The sequence below is a fragment of the Candidatus Nitrotoga sp. AM1P genome, from assembly GCF_013168275.1.
In the GTDB taxonomy this organism is placed as follows: Bacteria; Pseudomonadota; Gammaproteobacteria; order Burkholderiales; family Gallionellaceae; genus Nitrotoga.
In genome coordinates this window covers 1,655,036-1,676,174 of record NZ_AP019547.1, presented here as the reverse complement: position 1 = coordinate 1,676,174, position 21,139 = coordinate 1,655,036, and the positions used below count along the sequence as shown (strand labels likewise).

The following is a 21,139-nucleotide window of genomic DNA, read 5'->3' as shown; positions in this document are numbered from 1 at the left end:
GGCTTGCAGCCACAATCTCCCGTTATTGGTTCGGTATCATCTACCCAAGTACGACGGGGTGGGAGCCAGCAGATCACAATAGTGGGCGACGTGCTGAGCGGAACCAGCATAACGCCGCCAGATGCAAACTTCAGCATCTCTGGTTTGCAGACTTTAGACAAGCAAATCAAATTTTTGCTTAGTGCCAGTGAACTTGCCCAGCTCGGTGCCAACACGTTCAAGTTGACTAGCTCTGAAGGTTCATCTAATTTTGCGATAACAGTCAATCCTGCCCTGCCAAAACTGGCAATCAGCCCCATCCCTATTGCTATTCCGCCGAACAATACACCCTACAAATTCATCGTGGGGCTTGGCAATCAGGACAACATTGATCACACCATTACTCTGTCGACAGCTGATACAAGCATCGCACAGCTTAAGTCCACCACTGTCAATATTGCGGCCGGATCGACTGAAGTCACAACCGAAATCACCGGAAAGACAGGTGGGGTAACAAGCCTGTCGGCCAGTTCCCCCGGTCTGCAAAGCATTGCCATCCCGGTTTATGTCACCGCAGATTTTGCAGGTATTAATATCGCCCGTGCGTTTAATCTGGGTGTCACGCTTGAATCGATTGTTGTGCCACCGAGCACCCCCACCAGTTTGTCCTTACAGTCTCCGTTAGTGGGAGTTGCCCGTGGGTCGCTTATTACCGGAATAGCGCCTAACGCTCTTTCAATTGGGTCAGGCCCAACATCGGTCATCGTTTCAGGCATGGGTCTGGAAAATGTCACTGGAGTAGAAATAGTCCCATCCACCGGTTTGACACTGGGTTCCATTACAACAGCGACAAATGGTAAATCGGTATCGATACCCATCACAGTGGCGCAGGATGCGCCCACAACCCTAAGGCAACTCATCCTGAATGGCATTAACAAGCCTTATTTTTCTGCTGAGCCTGGACAAGATAGGTTGTCTATTACGCTTCCCGTACCAATCATTACGTCTGTGGATCCGTTATTTGGAGTACTGGGCACCAACAATATCCCCTTCATCGTTCGGGGCAAGAATCTTGACGGTATACAGAGCATACAGTTCAGTCCGGCAGGGGGCATTACAGTGGGCGCCTCACCTGTTATCAGCGCTACTGGCGATGCGGCGAGCACCTCTATTCAGATTGCAGCAGACGCAACTATCGGTGACCGCGTGGTAACAGTGACCACGTCTGGCGGCACTTCCTCTGCCACGTTGGACGTTTCGAATACCTTCAGAGTAGTTAACGAAATTACTCAAATCGTCAGCCCTGTAAGCGCGCCCATCCTTGGCCTGCTCATGCAGCAAGGTGCCGGAACGGGGACTGAATTGCCGGTCAGTGCCTATTCATTGCCAGTTGGGGTCAGCATAGGCTCTGTTGTGAGCAGTATCTCCCCAAATGCAAAATCCATCGGGGACAGCTTCACGCTAACTCTAACAGGCAGCCAGCTTGAAGGGGTAACGTCCGTGCAAATCTCTCCCTCAGATGGCCTGACAATAGCAACGCCTAGCCCAAGTGCTGACGGAAAATCGGTGAATGTAGCTGTCAGCATTGCCATGACTGCGCCCCAGACCATACGGCATGTCACCGCCCTGGCTGGCAGCAAATCAATTCCGTTCTCGACAACTGAAGCTGGGCAATTCCAGGTCACCTCAAAACTGCCCAGTATCGATTCGGTCGATCCGCTTTATCTAGTCATAGGCGGCGGGCAAACCACGCTAACAGTTCGCGGCGTCAATTTCCAGAACGTTCAGCAAGTCAGCTCCGTTCCACCGAATGGTTTGACTATTGGCTCATTACCTGTCGTGAACGGTGAAGGCACCGCTCTTACCGTGGGCATCGAAGCCGCGAGCAATGCCACGCCCGGCGCGCGCACCCTCGTCGTGACCACATTTGCTGGACAGACTTTGTCCGCGCCCAACGTATCGAACACCATCACACTCATCAGCACTGCCGGTTCTGTCATTACCCCGATCAGTTCGCCCCTTCTGGGCGTCAACAAGCTCGATGACACAACCGGAACGACAAGTACGGATTTTGGCCCCTTCATCGCACCATCTCTGGGTGTGGTATTGCAGGATGGAGCCACACCCCCACCCGTCGTGCTGCCGATCATTACTCTTAATCCTAATCTGGGTGTGACTTATGGGCGTGTCGCATTTAGCGCAACAGTAGATACGCCAATCCTTGGAAGTAGTGGAACGCTCATAGTCACTGGATCTGAGCTTAGTGGAGTGAACAAGTTTACTGTCAGTCCGGCAGATGGCATTACCTTGGGCGGCACCGTTACCGTTAGCGCGGACGGCAAGCAAGCCAGCGTTCCAATCAGCTTTGCATCCAATGCAACGGTCGGCACCCACAAGATTGCCCTGTTCTCAAACACCGTCCAAGTGCCTTTTTCCGGGGCAGGATCAGATAGGTTCTTCCTTGCTGTCGGATTGCCGCATATCGATTCTCTTGACTCCATCCTGATTCATAAAGGGGAATCCATCATTCTCACCATTCGTGGTCAGAACCTGACAGCCGTCAGCAGCGTGGTGATCGAGCCTGCCGCAGATGTATCAGTCGTTTCGCTGCCCGTGGTAAATGCATCCGGCACGGAAATAACGGTTAGCCTCACGGCTCCGACTGGCGCAGTTACTGGGGCGCGAGTGGTTAGGGTTGTCACCCCGGCCGGAGTGACAGATGCGGTAGCGAGTCCAAACAACACACTCACCATCCTGCAATGAAACCTTTTAGAGTCACGCAGTATTTTTCAAATTAAGGAGATGACCATGAAAATCAAACTCACCCTCGCAGCCTCGGCAATACTTTTGGCGCTGGGCTCCAACGTGGCTCAAGCATTTACCAGCGGGAGCACGGGTACCGATGGCGCATTCAGCCCCACGGTAAACACACAGCTCACGTTACCTGCCAGCGGCGTATTCAACTTCACCTCGGTTAATATTCCGAACGGGGTAACGGTGACTTTTAAAAAGAATGCACTCAACACCCCAGTGATTTTACTGGCGACCGGAAACGTGACCATTGCAGGTATCGTTGACGTTAGTGGCACCAACGGAACGGCAACGGGCGCAAGTGGGGATGGCAATCTCGGAGATGACGGTCTGTCGGGGAAAGGGGGCCCCGGCGGCTTTGACGGCGGACGTGGTGGTGCAGCGGGAATTAAAGATATCACCAATACACAAGGTAGTGGCGGAACGGGTCTGGGGCCAGGTGCCGGAGCCGGTGCACAGGGATGCTATCACGTAGCCGGGAATAATATCTATGCGTTAAGAGGCGCATCGGGCTCTTTCGGTGCGGTAGGAACAAATGGCAGTGGCGCGGGTGAAGGTTTTTGTACAACACCCCAGAACAGCAACGGAGTTAGCAGTATTTCTGTGCTTGCTGGTTCAATCTATGGCTCGTCCAGTCTAGTGCCCATGATAGGCGGCTCGGGGGGCGGCGGTGGTTCGGGTGGAGCAGCCTTTGGTGGCTCTGGCGGCGGAGGGGGGGTGGCGCCCTTCTCATCGCCGCCTCGGGAACTGTGTCGATCAGCGGGCAAGTTCTCGCCAATGGTGGAGTAGCTGGCATCCTTAGTGGCGTAGACGTGGGTGGTAGAGGTGGCTCTGGCAGCGGCGGTGCGATCAAGATCGTTGCCACCACCATTGCCGGTAACGGTGCTATTACTGCAATGTCAGGGGACAACCAATCAACAGGGAGGATCAGACTAGAATCCGAATCCATCACCCGTACCTCGGGCACCAATCCCGCTTCCACCTTTGCGGCACCCGGGCCACTGTTCGTGGCAGGTTCGCCCACACTGATGATTACCAGTGTGGCGGGCGTGGCGGCGCCCGCGATTCCCACAGGAAATGCAGATATCGTTCTACCCTCCACCACGCCTAACCCGGTATCGGTGGTGTTCAAAACCACCGGGGTTCCTGTGGGCAATACAGTCAAGCTGACCGTTATACCGGCGCAGGGCTCGCAGATTATCGCAATCAGCCCCGCGTTGACGGGCAGCACGGCCAACGCGAGCGCCACCGTGAGTGTCAGCCTGCCCTCTGGTCCCAGCACACTGTCGGCTACCACTGCCTATACGATAGTGGCTTCGCTCGGAGATGCCATGTCCAACTTTGCCATGGGTGAGCGCGTGGAAAAAGTGGTATTGACCTCAATGCCTGGGCAACCGCAGCAAGTCACGCTGGTTACGGCAACGGGCAAGGAATATGCGGCCCCCCCAGCTGCCTTGGCTATGCTGGCGATGAAGTAAACGGAAACAGGACAGGTGATCCCCATGCGAAGTCAGCATCCAAGCATCAGCACTTCGGCTGTCAGGTCAGGTTGGCAGCTCATTTTTATGGCGATCATGCTGCTTGCAGGTTTGAGTTCGGGAGCGCAGGCAGCGTGGGAATCTGGTACTGCCGGTGAGTCCACTCTATCGGTTTCCAATGGGCCAAATGTTCTGGCTCTGGCCAAGTCGGCCCGGGTATTGGCAATAGGACAGGATAACAATGCAGGCATAGCCTTGTTGAATCCCGACAGCGGCGCAGACATTGGCAGCATTTCGTTAAGCACCAAACCCATCGGTCTGGCATTGAGTGATGATGGTAAGGTGATATATGCCCTGCTGCAGGGAAGTACGGATGTTACCGTCATATCGGCAACGGGCTCCACGCTCCCCCAAACAATCGCTATCCAGGCCAACTGGCCGGTAGGCGGCAAGCCTGTTGCACTGCTGGCGGATCAGAAACAAAAGCGGCTTTATGTGGCCGATAAGGAAGGGCGCTTGCTGGAGTTGAATCTAGACACCGGCGCTGTTCTTCGTACGCTTCCGATCAACGGCAAGCCAGTGCGGCTTGCTCTGGTATCCGGAAGTCCCCTTGTTGCTGGTTGGCACGCAGAGCGGCGATATTCTGACTGTCGATCTCACGAGCCTGACAGTAACCAAGACCATGCCCATCGGTTCCCAAATCGATGGGCTGCTATGGTGGGATACCGATTCCCTTGCGCTGGTCTTGCCCAAGAACAAGGACCAATGGATGCTGATTGATCCAGTACAAGGCCTTGTCGACACCGCAAGCGCACTTGATGGATCGGCTAACCGTGTTGCAGTGGATATCCAGGGTGGCAACGCATTCATTGCCACGCAGGACGATATCAGTGTCAACCTGATAGATCTCAAGCAAAGCTTGAATCAGGGCCGACATCTGCTGGTGGATAAACCCGGCGATGTGGTATTTGATCCTTCGACGAAGGTACTTTACACATCACTTCCGCTGGGTGACAAGCTACTTAAACTGGACCCGTTGCAGGCCAAGTGGGCTGTGCCGTTGAGCATGCGTTTCCGCTATCGCGACGTTGCGGTGCATCAGAGCCAGGGTCAGGCTTATGTCGTAACCGAACGACTGAAAGGGCTATTGTCGCGCTGGCGCTTGTCCGATCGTTTCCGTAGCGTGCTGCCCCTCAACGCAGGCGCCCGCAAGATCGCCATCGATCCGGTGTCCAATCTTGCAGTGCTAGGACTCACCACGCCATCCGATGAAATACGGTTCGTCGATCTGTCGCCCGCTACGCCCAAGCTCCTTGTTGACCGCATTCAGATGGGCGCGGAAATACTCGCCATCGCTACCGATCCCACCCGTAAACGCAGCCTGGTGCTGACCGATAGCGCTCAGGGTATTCGTGTCCTCGACAACACAGGTCGCAAGCAATTAGCGGCGCTGAACACAGCCGAGGTCTATCGCGCCCTCGCTGTGCATCCCGGCATGGGTGCAGCCTTCTTGTTGAGCCAGAACCGACATCTCGCTATTCTTGACCTTGCAAGTCTGACGATCACTTCAAGTCTGGAGCTGGATTTTGAGCCGGGCAGCATCGCAGTGGATGAAAATCTTGGTCTGGCGGTGATCTCCAGTCCCAAGGAAAATGCCCTGCGGGTGATGAACCTGAACTCCATGACTTTCGTCCGTTCCGTCAGTTTGGCCCAACACCCTGGGGCGGTTGCTGTCCACCCGGATTTTTCGCAGGTGGTCGTGGCCAGTCAGGAATCTGATCTCCTGAGTCTGGTTGATCTCAAGGATGACAAAGCGGCAGTGCAGGAATTTCCAGGGGTGCCCCGCCCTCTGGCACTGGCCATCGCAACCCCGACCAATTAGGCCCTGGCGTTGTCAGGGGAAAAGGACGATCTGCTGTTCGTCGATTTGCCCAGCCCCAAACCCTTGCTAAGTACCATTAACCCAATTGAGATAGCTTCCGGCTCGCCCGCATGGGTGCTAAAGGTGCAAGGCTCCCGCTTTGTCAAAAAATCGTCAGTGCTGTGGGGTGCAACTGCGCTGACTACCCGTTATGTGGACCCGAAGAATCTTGAAGCGGATGTGCCAGCCACGCTTGTCAATACGGCTGGCGAAGTTCCGGTTACTGTGCGCAATCCCCAGCCGGGAGGAGGCGATTCAAATTCACTCACCTTCACTGTGAAGGCCCGTGTTCCGGTTCTCAGTTCGATTACACCCAACACCCTCAAAGCCAATAGCACAGACCAGGCAATCAGCCTTTCCGGGCAAAATTTCTTGTCCAGCTCTTATGCGCTATTCAACAATCAGAAAATCCCCACTACGTTCATAAGCAACACCAAGCTTAATGCTACAGTTCCGGGCAGCCTGCTGGCATTGGCAGGCAATGCCACGGTAGTCGTTTTCACGCCGTTGGGCGGCACCTCGTCCAGCCTGCAAGTCCAGATTATCTCCACCGCCCCGGTGCTTGGCATCTCCGGCATTAATCCGGATCACGGCCAACCCGGCGCCCAGGTCATCATCAACGGCACCGGCTTTGACCCCGAAGCCGCAAAGAACACAGTGAAATTTGCGAGCGACGCCGTGGCTAGCATTACCGCCGCTACCGCAACACAATTAACCACAGTGGTTCCGGCAAACGCGCAGTCAGGCTCTGTATCCGTCACCAACAGCCTCGGCGTGGCGACATGGCCGTTGTTCACTATCAATCGTGACCAGGATTTAAATCTGACCGCTAGTCCCGCCACCATCGGCCTGCTGCAGGATTCGAGTTCCTCCCTATCCATCCAGCTTGCCAGCAGCGGCAGCCAGAATTTCATCGGGCTGGCCAGCCTATCCGCAAGCGGCTTGCCAGCCGGCGTCACGGCGAAATTCGAACCTGCCTACCTGACTGCCAACCAGTCTGGAGTACTTCGCCTGCAAGCAGCATCGGGTGCGGCAACCGGGACCTTCCCCATCACACTTACTGCCATGGCTAATCTCTCCGGCGTCGATCAGCCGCGCACTGCCACGGTGAATGTCAACGTACAGGCCAATAGCGGCGTCACGGGCGTGAAAGGGCGCTTTGTCACACCGGCGGGGGATGGTATCCCGGATGTCAGGGTGAGCTTCGACACCAAGACCACCACAACTGACAGCGCGGGCAACTTCCTGCTCACCGGCTTGCCTTCAGGCAAGGTGGAACTGAGGTTTGACGCGACCGAAGCGCATCCTCTTTATCCAATCTGGCCAAATATTGTCAATCTGACGGCTGGCCAGATCAGAGTGTACGACGACTGGATAATCAGCTCACCGCCCAGCGAAGACAAATTCAAACCCATTGCCACATCCAATCAGCCTCAGTCAATTACCGATGAACGTTATCCGGGTCTTGCAATTACCATTCCCGCCGGTGTAACCATCATTGGCTGGGATGGGGTGAAAAAAGACCGCATTGCGGTAGAAAGGCTTAGCCCGGATCGTCTGCCGGTTGCACCACCGCCCATTGCTACCAATTCGGTATATCAGCTTTATTTCGGCACCCCCATGGGCGGCATCCCCTCGGCGCCCATTCCGGTGACATTACCCAACGATATTGGCCTGGACCCTGGTGAGAAAACCGACCTCTGGTATTACGACGGCAGCCCCATGGGCGGCACTGGTGAGTGGAAAGTGGGCGGCACCGGTACAGCGTCGGCTGATGGCAAGGTAATCGTCACTGATGCAGGTTCCGGCATTCCGCGCTTCTGCGGGGTGTGTGGATTGCCCTGTTTTGCAATTAACCAGAATAATCAAACTTCAACACCGTTCCTTCCTAAGGGAGCTGCTGAACCGCCGGCTAAAACTTGCAAGCCGGTCAGGCTCGCTACCGGGCAGGAAACACCCTCCGAAACCGATCTTTATGTCACCTCGGTCGTCGATCTTGTGGCGCACCGGTCGTTCAATCCCTACGACCCGTACAACAAGATCGCCGGTACGGTGCTGAGTCTGGGCCTAAACTGGATCTTGAATTACGATATTACCTTGCTTAACCTCAGCTCCAGCCTGGTGCGGCTGATTGAGCCGGGTAATGTCCGTACCGACTTCACACCTGATGGACAAGGCGGATTCAAGACTACAAAAAATAGTACCTATGATGGTGCCGTTCTCAAACAGGACGGCACTGGCTGGATACTCACCTTCAGTGATGGGAGCCAGTGGTATTTCGCGCGTTTTGGCGCGGTGGGTCTGCAATATCTCGTCGAACAGCGCGATCCTGCCGGCAAGTCTCTCACTATCCTGTGCCGATTCGATGGACGAATCCAGAATGCCACCAGCGGTTTGCGCGCGCTACACTTCAACTACGGCATCAATGAATTCGTTTCTTCGGTGGAAGACGACATCGGCCGCAAGGTTCAATACGCGTACAACGCGGACCACCGGATTACCCAAGTCACCGCGCCTGACGGCGGGGTGACCAGCTACACTTATCAGGACGACACTAGCCAGCCTGTCACCCAAATCCCGACCATACTACCCGCCGTACCCACCAAATCCGACGTTTGCCTTGGTTTAGCACCCAACCCGCCCCTGCCTTACCGGATCAAGACCATCACCAATCCGGGCAAGACCCGCCCTATTACCATGTATTACAGCAAGAGCGGGCGGGTGCTGCGGCAAGTGCTGGAGGGCGGCCTGGAACTGAAATTCTCGTACAAGCTGACCGGCGCATGCGCTGCAACTGTGGGGGGTGAATATCAGGTCAGCAGCGAAGACTGGGCACAAAATCAAGTCGGGCAGTTCATTACCCGCCCTGGCGTGGTGGTGGAAACCACCGTAACTGACGCGCTAGGCAATAGCAATACTCAGCGTTTTAACAACGCTGGCCTCGCGACAGAAACCGTGGACAGTCAGGGCCAGAAAGTGATCTACACCCGCGACTTGAATGGCCGCATCACCACCATCAAGGACACCATCGGACGCACCATACATTACGCCTACGATGCTAACGGCAACCGCACGCGCACCACCGATCCCGACGGCCGCTTTACCGATTACACCTTCGATCCAAAATGGAACACCATCACCAGCGTTACTCAATATATGGACAATGGCGACAAGGTGACCCGCACCATGGAGTACGACCCAAACACCGGTCGCATACTGAAAGGTACCGATGCGCTGGGAAATTCCACACGCCTCACTTACACAAGCAGCGGCGAAGTCAAGACCATTACCGACCCGCTGGGCAACGTGGTCACCTTGAACTATAGCCCGGAAGGCGATTTGGTCAGCCTCAAGGATCCGCTGGGCAATACCACTACCCTCCTTCACGATCTGGCCGGGCGCGTCACCCAGGCAACCGATCCTTTGGGCTTTTCCAACCAGAAAACGTTAAGCCCCATTGATCAGGTCACCCAGGTGGAGGATCCCATGGGCGGTAAGACCCAGATCAATTACCGCACAGACCGCAATCTAGGGTCGGTGGTCAATCCCCTGGGCAATACCATCGCAAGTTACGATTACGACCCGGCAGACCGGTTAACGAAGAAAACCGACTCTAAGGGCAAGGCCAGTACCTTTGCTTATGACGTGGCGGGTCGGCTGGCCAGCGCTACCGACGGCAAGGGCCAAATGTCCACGCTTGCCTACGATGCTGACGGTCGCGTGACCCAGATCAGCCTGCCTGGTGGCACGACAAGTTATTTTACTTACGATGCAGTGGGTCGGCTCATCGCACTCGAAGAAAAGGGTGGCGCCAGCCCTAGTCGCTTCGACTATGTGTATGACAACCGCGATCTGCTCACCCAGGAAACGATCCACCAGCAGGGTGGCAGCCATGTCATCACGTACCAGTACGATGCTCTGGGCCGCCGCATTGCGCGCAAACTGGACAACCTCGACACCACTGCCTACGACTATGACAAGGCCGGACGGGTGATTGGCATCAAGTTCAATAACGAAGCGCCGGTCATCTACGACTGGGACGCCGCCAGCCGCCTCACTGTCAAAACCCTGTCCAACGGTGTGCGCATGGAATACCAGTACGACGCCGCATCGCGTCTGCTTGGAATCACTTATCGCAAACCCGACACCACCATCATCAACAGCATTGCCTATAGCTACGACGCCAAAGGCCAGCGCACCAGCAAAACCACTATGCTGCCCAGCCGTGACGAAACTCCGTTCACCGCCACCTACGACGCGGCTGACCGTATGCTGACCTTTACCCTCACGAGCAGCGGCGAAATCTTCAATTTGGCCTATGACGACAATGGCAACTTGGTCAGCAAGATCAGCCAGACCACCGGGCAAGCAACCACGTACACCTGGAATACGCGTAACTGGCTGACGGCCATCACCGGACCGGGTCTCACCGCCAGCTTTGCCTATGACGCGCTGGGTCGACGCATCGAAAAAATCGTCAATGGACAGAGCGTTGGGTTTCTCTATGATGGTAGTCAAGTTATCGCCGAGCTGGCGGGCAATACCGTCAACATCAAATTGTTGTCGGGAATTGTCGTCGATGACATGCTGGCACGGTACACTGCGGCGGGGACACGACATTATCTGACCGATGCGCTGGGTAGTGTGGTGGCGATGCTGAAGGATGACGCGAGTGTGCAGAATTACTATGCATACAGCCCCTATGGCGAGACGACACCCTCCGCAAATGATGACGGCAATTCAAGCGAATATACTGGGCGGGAAAATGATTTGACTGGAATGTATTACTATCGTGCCCGGTATTTTGATCCGGTTTTGAAACGGTTTATTAGTGCTGATCCGATTGGGTTGGGGGGTGGGTTGAATTTCTATATCTATGTGGGGGGGAGTCCAATGAGCAGGACAGACCCGACAGGGCTTTATTGGTTTCGGCAACCTTGGCAAACACCTGGTACCATCGGACGTCCCGGTACCCTAGTCCCGCCAGGTGGTGCCGTCAGTGAGTTCATTGAGCGGTATGTGCCAGCAGGTTACACGTTTGGCGAGACACATGACGCTTTCGTGGATTTCTCAACCGGTCACGGAATCCCAGACTGGCTGGCTAATATTCCTTCGATGCTTTATGTATTGGCGGTGTCAGTGGAAATAGAATGGTTGAGAACCTGGGGAATTCTCGATCAACCCACCCCTTCAGCGCAACCAACTCAGTGCAAATGAACAAGCTCCAGGATGCAATACGGCTAACCAGCGTCGCGTTCGCCCTATTGGCTGTATTTAGCACAATTTTCTGCGGCCCAAGCTACGCAGATGAGTTGCAGCCTGGGAGTCGATACAAAATTGTCCGGTCTTTGTATTTGATGGCTGTATTTGACAGCCTTAACAATAAGCAAGTCAGCAGAGAGACGGCACGTGCATATTTGCATTCAATGCAATACTACAAGAAGTCTTGGGTGGCGTTTCAAAACGAAGTGCCGGTAGGCACGATCATGACCATTATTGGGCCGGCACCGAGAGTCTGGCATTTGCCCTTTTTTGCCAATCGATACTTTGTCCGATTAGACCCCGACGTGTCGCGGGGACTTGACGTTGTGCTTGAACTTAATCGAGGAATTGAGGGAGGCCTGGATGGTTTAAATTCAGAATTATTTAGTCGACTGTGAAAGCCCGACTGAATGAAATGAAACCCAACATCGCAGGTTGCGGACGAACAGAAGCGATTAACAACGCCTTAATGGCTAGATGTATTTCGTTTAGAACAGACAAATAATAGGGGGATAAAATGAAAAAATTTAACTTGATAGCATTCACCGGAATCATTTTTGCCATGGGCATGGCAACTACGTTTGGCCAGGCGTTCGCTGCGGTGATTTACCAATCCGCCAGTCCCGGCCCGGCTGACTGCACGGCGGGTGGCTCCACTCTCGATAACACCCAGTTCCTCGGTGCCCGCTTCAACTTGGGGTCGACAACAACGCTCACCGGGGTGGGCGGGCGCGTCTGCGGGTCATCTGCTGCGGATGATTTTTTCGCCGCCATCCTGCCTCTGACCGGCCCCGGCGCGTTACCGGGTTTTGATCCGCTGGATCTGGTAAGCAATGCGCTGGCGTCTGCGACCTTTGTGCCGGGCGACGGGGGTAATGATGTGACGATTCCGTTTTCTCTCACCTTGGGGCCGGGTAACTATGCGCTGGTGTTCGGTGCAGGCCTGCTTGGCACCAGCGGGTTTGGCTGGATGCCGGAGACCAACACGGATCTACCGGGCGCAAGTTATTTCTTCGCTGGCGTTGATAGCGGTGGTGGCACGAGCAGTTGGAATGAAGGTGATTTCACCAATACCCGCTTTTTTGTCATGGCAGATGCCTCAACTAACCCAATACCCGAACCCGCCACAGCGCTGCTGGTGTTGTTGGGCATTGGCATGACAACATGGAGCCGGCGCGGTCGACCCCCGGTTTGATTGCTCCACTGGTTTTATTTACTCCGTGATATGCGTGATGCAAGTTGGATCATGAGGCGCGAATTTTGCGCCGTTATGATCGCGTTTATGCTTCTGCCTGCCGCGGTGGATGGGCGAGTGAATGCCGCGAATCTTTCTACTCAGACTGCCTGGCCGCAATGGCTGCCTGCGGAAGACAGGCAAGCCCAGCAGCAGCCAGCAATACCGATCCGGTTATCGAATCGTCCCTTCCCGCGCAGGATAAAACGGCCAAGGGTGCTGCTTCATGGCAGGCGAACTGGACGCGGGAGCCGGCTAGCTTGGTATGGAACGACTTTGCCCTGAAGCTGGTGGTGAAGTACCGGCTCAACCCGTTGCGGGCAAGCCGCACGTTGGCGCTGCTTCATGTGGCAAATTATGAAGCGGTGCGTCTGGCAGCGCGCGAGAAATTGCCGAAACCGGCGCAAGCGCTTGCGCTGCATTCCGCTGCTTCAGCCATGCTGGAATATTTGTTCCCGCTGGAGTCGCCGGGGCGTTATCAGTCCTTGGGCCGGGCCGCTTATCTGGCCTATACAACTGACCCACCGAAGCTAAAGAGTTATGACCAAGCTTGGGAATTGGGACAGCAGGCGGCCGCCAGTTTGATCAACCGCGCCCTGCTGGACGGAGCCAGCCTGACCTGGAACCCGGCTGACCAGCCGGCGATGACACCTGGCCACTGGCGCCCCGCGCCGCCGGTATTTGCCCGTTTTCCGACAGCGCCTCTTGCGGCGCGCTGGCGCACCTGGCTGGAGGCGACGCGGGCACTGGGGGCGCCGCCACCAGTGCTTTATGACAGCCCGGCCTATTGGGACGAAACGCAGGAGGTGCTACGGGTAAACAAGGCACTGACGTTGGAGCAAAAGAAGATTGCGGATGACTGGAATCTGGATCAGGGATCCGTGACCCCTGCTGGAGTGTGGAACATGAAGGCCGCAAAGCTGATAGAGAAAAATCACCTGGACACAGCTGGGGCCGCACGCCTGTTTTCTGCCCTCAATGTGGCCATGGCAGATGCCATGATCGCCGCATGGCGGGTCAAGTATCAATTTTGGACGCAACGTCCGGTAGCGGCCATTCAAGATAAGTTTGACCCGAAATTCATGCCTTACCTGGTTACGCCTTCATTCCCGAGTTATGTTTCGGCACATGCGACGGTATCCGGCGCCGCATCGGTAGTACTGACAGGATTCTTCCCGGAAGCAGGCGACGAATTGCAAAAAGCCGCCGCGGAGGCAGCTCTGTCGCGTTTGTATGGCGGCATACATTTTTCGAGCGATAACAATCAGGGCTTAGCTCTTGGACGCAGAGTTGGGGAGATTGTGCTGCAACAGTTGCGTCAAGCCGGTGCGAACAATTCACATAAGGCCGGCAAAGGGCTTAGAACGCAAGGTAATTAAACATTCCCTGACCCGCAGCGCACTTGGGCCTGATTGCAATAATGGCCGGCCCGACCAGATCATCCGGGAACATCCAACTCGATTCGCTCACTTCGGCATTGGACAGCAGCTTGCCAGTATCCACCGCATAAACCCAAAGATTATGGGACTGGGCGCTCTTCGGGCCGATCCACAATAATTGTCTTTTCCCGCTTGCATTAATGATCCTGATGTTGGAATCAGTGCCGCATGCCGGCGCAGTATCGATGTCGAATTGGTGTATGGTAGGTATGCCTTCTGCCGTGCCACAAATAGGCGTAATTGTGGCACGCACATGAGCGCGACTCTCGGTTAGCGCCTTTGCCGGGAGAAAACTGGGAGTTGATACTTGGACTTCGGCGCTGAATACCTTCTCGCCTTCGGGTATCCGGCTATCAAGCTTTATCTTGTAGGCACTCGCGCCCGTTATGGGCTCCCAAGCAAGGTTCGGGCGGCTGTCGCTAGTCTTGGGGGTATGTGGCTCAATGACAATCACTGGGCCGCATGCATCTGGTGGGGAAGTTGCTTCAACGTAATAGGGAAGTAGACAAACCAACGCAATGGCAAGGGAAGTGCGACTTGGCTGCAAGAAATTAAGCCTATACATAGGGAAGATAGATTGAGGGATTAGTTTCTTATTGACCATGAAACTTCTGGAGGAACACAAAACGTCCATATGGCTGCCCGTATGGAGAAGATGAGTCTTGGTAATATGGCTGCACACTGAGGCGTTTAAGCAATGTGCTCATGCTTGCGTCCCCTTGATAACTGCGCCTGGATTATGGTTCGTTCTTCAAACCTTAACTGTGTGTGTAGATTTTTAAAGTGCAACATTTTCTCTCAAAAATGTTGCACTAGGTTTTTGAGCGCGCCCTACATTATTTAACCTTAATTCCATCATATTTGAGAATTTAATTCAGATGGCCGCAAGGAGACGTTGCCAAATAAAATTCTCTAACATAAATCAAAATCACTTCAAGCGATCCTTGATCTTAGCGATTCCTGCCTCTGCGCACTGCTCATCGAGGTGGCCGCCAGGCGCACCGCCGATGCCAATGGCACCAATTGTTTCGCCTTCCACTTGAATGGGTACTCCGCCACCCAGGGCAATGAAATCATTTATGAAGACAAGATTAGCAGCTGCGGGATTTTTCTGTGTACTTTCCATTAGCCGCGTGGTCGAATTTTTGGTTGTAAGAGCGGTGTATGCTTTCTTGCGGCTGCTATCGATTGAATGCGGGCCCGCGTTGTCTGCACGTTGTAGAGCCTTGAGCTGTCCAGCGCGGTCGACCACAATTCCAGTGACGTTATAGCCTTTCGAAGAGCAATCAGCGACGGCGGCGGCAACAGCTTCAACTGCCAGTGCGGTCGGGATGTCCCTGACGATGCGAACCTGTGCGTGAGCATTGCTGGCAGTAACGAGTGTTGCGAAAATGAGAGTGCTTGTGACGCGTGAAATCATGATAGTTCTCCTGGTGGTTGAGTTTATTAAGTGCCTCCTAGGAAGCTTCTAAAAAATCCTGGGGGGAGTAAATATTCGGTTACATCTTTAGTTAATGTTGCGGTTGAGGAAAGCTCAGCTAGGTTAGTCTGCCTACCTGTAATTTGCCGAGCTAGCGAGATAGAAACCAATATGCCCATTAGCAATAGAATTAATGATGGCTTGGCATATCGATGTCTGTAAATGAATGATCAGCTCTAAACAAACCTATTGTCAATAAGATAATCAGTTGAACTTATTCAGAGGGTCCGAATTTGACGTTGTCAGGCATGGCGTGATTGCTATTGAGCTGATAGCTCATCAGCCTAATTGCCCCGTTCAATACTGTGGCGGCGCTATTTTGTAGTCATACTTGGTCGTCATAATGCGCCGATATGAATCTAGGAGCCGTGCGCGCGCTTCTACCATTTTAGCGTTAGGGGACGAGAGCGCTTGTCTCAGATAATTGAGTATTTCCAATGGGTTTGTCGGCCCCATGAGTAGATCGGCCCCGGCCATAAATGCCGCGAGCGCAGCATCTTTTTCCGAAATTTGCGGTGTGAGGCCACGCATCTCGATGGCATCGGTAACGATGAGTCCATTAAAACCTAGCTCTCGCCGTGCAAGCCCTTGCAGAATGGGTTCAGAAACGCTGGCCACCAAACCGGTAGCGTCTAGTGCGGGGTATGCGACATGCGCAGTCATCAGTCCGCCAGCACCCACTGCAAACGCCGCGCGGAACGGTTGTAAATCGGCCTCGAGTTCGGCGCGCGTGGCTTTGATCACGGCGCCCGTTTCATGACTGTTGTCTTGCGTGCGTCCATGCCCCGGAAAATGTTTGACGACCGCGATTACACCACACGTCTGTAGTGCGTTTACAGCGATTGCGACGGCCCGCGAAACTATTTCAGGTTTGGAAGAGAAAGCGCGATCGCCCAAATACGGTCGTGCTGGGTAAAATCCCAGGTCAGCAACAGGCGCAAGATCCATGTTTATATTGAGTGCTGCCAACTCAATGCCGATGGTGGTGTATGCTTTTTCAATGGCATCCTGGCCACGCAACGCAAGATTACGTGCTGACGGAATCATGACCGCCCCCTCAAGCCCTCGAATCCGTGAAACGCGCCCCCCTTCTTCGTCGATGGCGATGAAGGGGGGAATCCGCAATACGGCGCGAATATCGGCGATTAGTTTGCGTACCTGCTGTGCGGACGAAATATTGGCGCCATAGAGCACCACGCCCCCGGGTTGTACGTGGGCAAGCATCGCGCGCGTGGAATCGTCGAGCTCCAACTGGTTGGAGCCATCCTGGTGGTAGCGGATGTGTACGAGTAACAATTGCCCTATCATCGCCGCATCAGTCGCCACCGGAACCACATAATGAGGGGAATCACCGATGATGACCTTGGCTGTCGACAGTTCTGCTATGGCCCACAGCGACAGTCCAAACGTGCACATTGCTAGCAGCTTGGAGAGTCTTACACAATTAAAATTGGCATACGTAAATCTCATGTGTAGACGTTTCAGGGGGTGATCCTTTATTTTGGCTTAAACTAAGTAGTGAGGCTTGGGCTGCGCAAGGCATGAAGCCTTGCAGTCAGAGACTGTAGCTAACGTTTTTGTTTATTCGCGGGTCGAACTCCCGCTTTTTTATTCCCCTACCACGACTTTGTTTGAATTACTCAGAACGAAATATTTGGCCATGCAAAATTATTTCCAGCCTGGACTTCAAATGCTGGGCTGATTCAATATTGCCTTTTGCGGCCTGAATTTTCCCCAGTATATCCAGGGCGCGAGAGTTGCCCGGGTCAATGTCAATGGACTTGTTCAAACAGTCGGTTGCGAGGTCGAACTTATTCAGTCTAATGGCAAGAATACCGAGATCAAAATAAGCCTCATCATTTGCTATAGGATGGGCAAGTGACATAACAAGCTGTTCCTCAGCTTCAGAAAAGCGTTTATTCTCAACCAGAAAATTAAGCAATTGCAGCCGAAGTTCCAGACTCTCTGGAATTTGTTCGAGCCCAGTTCTGATGCCTCTTTCTGCCCCCGTAGCATCTCCTAGTATCAAAAAAATAGCTCCTATGATTCGGGCTATTGCCGGGGAATCAATTTTTGTCTGTTTGGCAAAATGCGAAGCGTGGAGACCAAAATTGCTTGACCTGCTATTTATTAATGCTACGCGAAGGTGTAAATGTGTTGTGAGTGGCCAAGGATCTCTTTTTAAGGCTGAGAGATATGTTTCTGCGGCAGGTCCAATTTGATCAGCTGAAAGCAAGGCATGCGCAAGTCTTGTGAAGACCCAGGAAGACACGTTGGGCTCTGCGGCTATGGCACGCTTCAGCGACTCAATTTCTAGTAGCAGGTTGCCTTCAACACACGCATTGCGAGCCTCATCAATCGCTATTCGCGCCATCTCTGAAATTGATAGATGAGGATGGAGAAATCCTATCTGACCTCGTATACCTGCTACGATGTGTTTACTCAAAATCCCGAGAGATGGGTTTCTTACGATCGATTGGTGATCACCGGGAATGTCAATAATTTCAACGCCATTTTTGGAGAGGTACGACCAGCCACCTGTTTTATCCGAAAGGGGCAAATAGACACTGTCCCTGGCCCTGAAATATCGAAGGGGCCCTTCTATAAGACGCGGAAGGTATAGCTTGTTTAGCAAGCGATGGTGTTCAATCACATAATCAGTGCGCTTCGTACTGTCAACATTGAAATCGCGATGCATGAGTTTCGCCGTGATGTCGATGATTGACAGCGTCCCTACTGCCAGTCCTGAGGCGAACAATTGCCTTCCCATTTCAAAGGCGATCATTCCACCAAACGAATGCCCCGCAATGTGATAGGGACCTTGGGGCTGGACCGTTTGCATTAACGTGCAGCATTCTCTTGCGAGTTCTGGAATGCTGTGAAACCGGAGTGTCCAGTTAGCCGGGGCGGTTATGTGAAATGTCCAAACGGAGAACTCCGGGCCCATTTCAATTGCCAGGTTATGAGCGTAGCCGTTGTTTCCCCACAATCCAGGCGTAATGAATACCCCCTTCCCAGATGTTCCTGTCTGTACCGGAACGATTGACAATCGACCTGAGCTGGCGGGGTTCGTTTGAACAAAAGCCAGAACATTTCCAAGGGTAGGCGCGCGCGCAAAGATGGCTGGGGGAAGGCTGATGCCTAATTTCTGCTCCAGGGCAACAGTAAACGTCAATGCGCCCAAAGAGTCGCCGCCAAGTTCGAAAAAGTCGTCTGTCAGGTTAGGGGTCACACCATCAAGTAAACTGGCCATCAGTGCGGCAATCTTGTTTTGGAGTGTTTCAGGTGGCTTGACTTCCAGAGGAGAGGGATGAGATGTGTCAGTCCGTATGAATATCTCAGCCAGTCGGCCGCGCTGCACTTTTCCGGAACGAGTTCTTGGTACTTCCTCGGGTTTAATGCAGATGCAACGAGCCAGGCCAAATCCGAATCGGTCGACGCAAACCTTTCTGATTAGCGATTCGGTTGTACTAAAATCGACATTCGTCTTATCCGTTGCATAAACCAATGCTGGGCGCTCGATTTGTCTGCCATCATCAGCCCATGGAAAAACATAGGCCAAGGATATTCCCGGAATCGACTGTATGACAGAATCAATTTCACTACAGGAAAACTTGAGTGCGTTTACGAGGATGACTTCCTTTTCTCTTCCTGTCACGCACAAGCAGCCTCCCCGCAAATAGCCTGTATCACCGGTTCGAAACCAGCTATCAGCAGTAAAAATCAGCTTATTGAGCTCGGGGCTTCCATAATATCCGGAGGTCATCGTCGGGCCGCACACTTCAATCTGCCCAATCTCTTCTTCTTGGCATAGGCTTCCGTCTTGATCGACAATACGAACGCTATGCCCTTGCGTCGGAAAATCGATAAGTGGTGGTTCATGCCCGTTGTTGTGCAACGCTGGCTGGAATGATCGTTTACCGCCTGCAACAGGTCCGCATTCGGATAGTCCATAACCCAAAATAATCGTTTCGGCAGGGGCACCATTACCCACAAGGACTTCGATAAATCGGGTACAAACCTTTGCCGAGACCATTTCTGTGCCAACGCCCACACGTTGCAGACTCGAGAGGTCCCAGTTGGATGATGAGGCCGCATCCGCGATCAACTTCATGCCAAAATTACTCATTCCGGCATGAGTAATACTGTGGGACTGAATTAGGTCAAGCCAACCCAATGGCTTTTGCACAAACGATTCTGGCGATAGTTGAATCTTCAATCGTCCATTAGGCCCCGCTACCCCCAGCCCCATGACATGATCCAGCGGCATCCAATTCAGAAATCTCGTCTGATTGGGAGCGGATGGACCCGCTGGCCACCAACGGTGCATTAATGCCTTGCCGCTGAGGGTAACGAGTTGCGGTAGGCCCGTCGTACCGGAAGTTGAGATAAGGACCGCTGGAGCGCCCCAGTCAGTTGAAGTAATTCCTTCAGCAGGCGAGTATTCACGAAGCTGATGAAATGAAATCTGCCTTCTTCCCTTGTTCCAGAACAGGTCTTCGTCATCAGAAAGAATCAAGGGCTGAGCGAGAGTCGCATGGATTTTATCTAGTCTGTCCTTAAACTCATGGTGCGCACGGACATTCCACCGACTGAAGGTGAGCGGTACAGCCACCATGCCTCCCAGCAAGGTAGCCCAAAGCGCTGGGATAAATGTTGCTGGATTTCCGGCATCAATAATCAGCACATTTCCGCGCTTACAACCCGACTCTTGCAGTCCACGGAGCATGCATAGTGCCCTGTTCCAGATATGAGAATAGCTGAATTCCTCGGACGCTAGGACCCCATTTGAAAAAACAAATGCTCCATTAAAATGGTTGGCGAGTGCCAGCTGTAAAGCGTCCTGTAAGCTCTGGGGCATTGCAAAGTCAATTGCAGCGCCAATTGCCAAAGCTGCTTTAGCCTCAGTCCCCATAAAGTGTATTCGGAGTTTTCAATTAATGCCTTTCGGCAGTATGTTTCCTGGAAAGTATCTAGTTATTTTTTCAATCTCGTCAAATACATTCCGACGTCCTGCTTCAGTCTCGTACCAAGTTTTACTCGTGTAGTGAACACTTGGATAAGTTGCTATTCCAAATTGGACGCCTTTGCCAAACACTTTCTGTGCCGTTAACAATGCGCGACGGCTATGAAAATGGATTGAGACAATATTTACTACAGATCGGGTTATTTCAATGTTGTTGGCTTGGAGAAGGAAAGCTGCATTGGAGAAGTTTTCCGCAGTATTACTTGAATCTGGATCAACCAGAATATCTGAATCGGGTATTCCTATTGATTTGGCTTTCCTGTACATCTTGAGTGCTTCGATTGCGTCAATTTTTAGATTGTAACCGCCGCACAAGATCAGCCTCCCAGCAAGTTCCTGACGGTACAGGTCAATTGCCCTTGCTAATGGGCGCTCCCATAAACTCATCCCCAAAACAATAGTGGCATCAGCTTTCAATACGTCATCAGGAACGAAGATGAACTGCGTCAAGACGCCCATCTGGGATGTTATCGATGAATTGTGTAAGAATTCCTGCGATGTATTCATGC

At 53.4% G+C, this 21,139-nt stretch carries 14 protein-coding genes; 9 read left to right on the top strand and 5 right to left on the bottom strand.

All coding sequences use genetic code 11. The features are described from left to right. Nucleotides 1–3 precede the first annotated feature (3 nt). The 9 genes from W01_RS07395 to W01_RS07355 all read left to right on the top strand — a co-directional run bounded on the left by W01_RS07395 (nucleotide 4) and on the right by W01_RS07355 (nucleotide 14,064). The gene (locus tag W01_RS07395) at nucleotides 4–2,742 is read left to right on the top strand and encodes a hypothetical protein (RefSeq protein ID WP_173053438.1); all 2,739 of its coding nucleotides are present in this window, start codon (nucleotides 4–6) and stop codon (nucleotides 2,740–2,742) included. 45 nt (nucleotides 2,743–2,787) lie between these two features. After that, nucleotides 2,788–3,579, top strand: a complete 792-nt coding sequence (locus W01_RS07390; protein WP_173053436.1) for a hypothetical protein — start codon at nucleotides 2,788–2,790, stop codon at nucleotides 3,577–3,579. Next, nucleotides 3,540–4,268, top strand: a complete 729-nt coding sequence (locus W01_RS07385; protein ID WP_173053434.1) for a hypothetical protein — start codon at nucleotides 3,540–3,542, stop codon at nucleotides 4,266–4,268. The genes W01_RS07390 and W01_RS07385 overlap by 40 nt, the downstream gene beginning before the upstream one ends. Nucleotides 4,269–4,292: 24 nt before the next feature. Beyond that, complete coding sequence (locus tag W01_RS07380) at nucleotides 4,293–5,048, top strand: YncE family protein (protein ID WP_173053432.1); 756 nt, start codon at nucleotides 4,293–4,295, stop codon at nucleotides 5,046–5,048. Beyond that, nucleotides 4,951–6,150, top strand: coding sequence for a YncE family protein (locus W01_RS07375; protein ID WP_173053430.1), 1,200 nt, complete (start codon nucleotides 4,951–4,953; stop codon nucleotides 6,148–6,150). The genes W01_RS07380 and W01_RS07375 overlap by 98 nt, the downstream gene beginning before the upstream one ends. A 9-nt stretch (nucleotides 6,151–6,159) precedes the next feature. Next, nucleotides 6,160–11,406, top strand: coding sequence for an RHS repeat-associated core domain-containing protein (locus tag W01_RS07370; RefSeq protein ID WP_173053428.1), 5,247 nt, complete (start codon nucleotides 6,160–6,162; stop codon nucleotides 11,404–11,406). After that, nucleotides 11,403–11,849 (top strand): hypothetical protein, encoded by a 447-nt coding sequence (locus W01_RS07365; RefSeq protein ID WP_173053426.1) that lies wholly within the window; start codon nucleotides 11,403–11,405, stop codon nucleotides 11,847–11,849. The genes W01_RS07370 and W01_RS07365 overlap by 4 nt, the downstream gene beginning before the upstream one ends. Before the next feature lie 119 nt (nucleotides 11,850–11,968). Then, nucleotides 11,969–12,646: a PEP-CTERM sorting domain-containing protein gene (locus W01_RS07360; protein ID WP_173053424.1), complete on the top strand. Its 678-nt coding sequence runs from the start codon at nucleotides 11,969–11,971 to the stop codon at nucleotides 12,644–12,646. A 65-nt stretch (nucleotides 12,647–12,711) separates the two neighbouring features. Further along, entirely contained in the window at nucleotides 12,712–14,064 is a 1,353-nt protein-coding gene (locus W01_RS07355) for a vanadium-dependent haloperoxidase (protein ID WP_173053422.1), read from the top strand. Here the strand turns inward: W01_RS07355 and W01_RS07350 are convergent. The 5 genes from W01_RS07350 to W01_RS07330 all read right to left on the bottom strand — a co-directional run bounded on the left by W01_RS07350 (nucleotide 14,045) and on the right by W01_RS07330 (nucleotide 21,137). Further along, nucleotides 14,045–14,671, bottom strand: coding sequence for a hypothetical protein (locus tag W01_RS07350; protein ID WP_173053420.1), 627 nt, complete (start codon nucleotides 14,669–14,671; stop codon nucleotides 14,045–14,047). The two genes, W01_RS07355 and W01_RS07350, sit on opposite strands and share 20 nt — an antisense overlap. 381 nt (nucleotides 14,672–15,052) lie before the next feature. Beyond that, nucleotides 15,053–15,544, bottom strand: a complete 492-nt coding sequence (locus W01_RS07345; RefSeq protein ID WP_173053418.1) for a GlcG/HbpS family heme-binding protein — start codon at nucleotides 15,542–15,544, stop codon at nucleotides 15,053–15,055. Between the two features lie 357 nt (nucleotides 15,545–15,901). Then, on the bottom strand, nucleotides 15,902–17,020 hold the full coding sequence (locus tag W01_RS07340; protein ID WP_173053416.1) for a glycoside hydrolase family 3 protein: 1,119 nt from the start codon (nucleotides 17,018–17,020) through the stop codon (nucleotides 15,902–15,904). A gap of 220 nt (nucleotides 17,021–17,240) precedes the next feature. Further along, entirely contained in the window at nucleotides 17,241–20,519 is a 3,279-nt protein-coding gene (locus W01_RS07335) for an AMP-binding protein (protein ID WP_173053414.1), read from the bottom strand. A gap of 18 nt (nucleotides 20,520–20,537) precedes the next feature. Next, nucleotides 20,538–21,137 carry a YdcF family protein gene (locus W01_RS07330; protein WP_173053412.1) on the bottom strand — a complete coding sequence of 200 codons (600 nt, stop codon included), beginning with the start codon at nucleotides 21,135–21,137 and terminating at the stop codon, nucleotides 20,538–20,540. Nucleotides 21,138–21,139: the final 2 nt, after the last annotated feature.

Coding starts and splice junctions, on each gene's coding strand:
- W01_RS07390 (WP_173053436.1), top strand. CDS start 2,788: ATGAAAATCAAACTCACCCTCGCAGCCTCGGCAATACTTTTGGCGCTG.
- W01_RS07380 (WP_173053432.1), top strand. CDS start 4,293: ATGCGAAGTCAGCATCCAAGCATCAGCACTTCGGCTGTCAGGTCAGGT.
- W01_RS07375 (WP_173053430.1), top strand. CDS start 4,951: ATGCCCATCGGTTCCCAAATCGATGGGCTGCTATGGTGGGATACCGAT.
- W01_RS07365 (WP_173053426.1), top strand. CDS start 11,403: ATGAACAAGCTCCAGGATGCAATACGGCTAACCAGCGTCGCGTTCGCC.
- W01_RS07360 (WP_173053424.1), top strand. CDS start 11,969: ATGAAAAAATTTAACTTGATAGCATTCACCGGAATCATTTTTGCCATG.
- W01_RS07345 (WP_173053418.1), bottom strand. CDS start 15,544: ATGATTTCACGCGTCACAAGCACTCTCATTTTCGCAACACTCGTTACT.
- W01_RS07340 (WP_173053416.1), bottom strand. CDS start 17,020: ATGTGCACGTTTGGACTGTCGCTGTGGGCCATAGCAGAACTGTCGACA.
- W01_RS07335 (WP_173053414.1), bottom strand. CDS start 20,519: ATGGGGACTGAGGCTAAAGCAGCTTTGGCAATTGGCGCTGCAATTGAC.
- W01_RS07330 (WP_173053412.1), bottom strand. CDS start 21,137: ATGAATACATCGCAGGAATTCTTACACAATTCATCGATAACATCCCAG.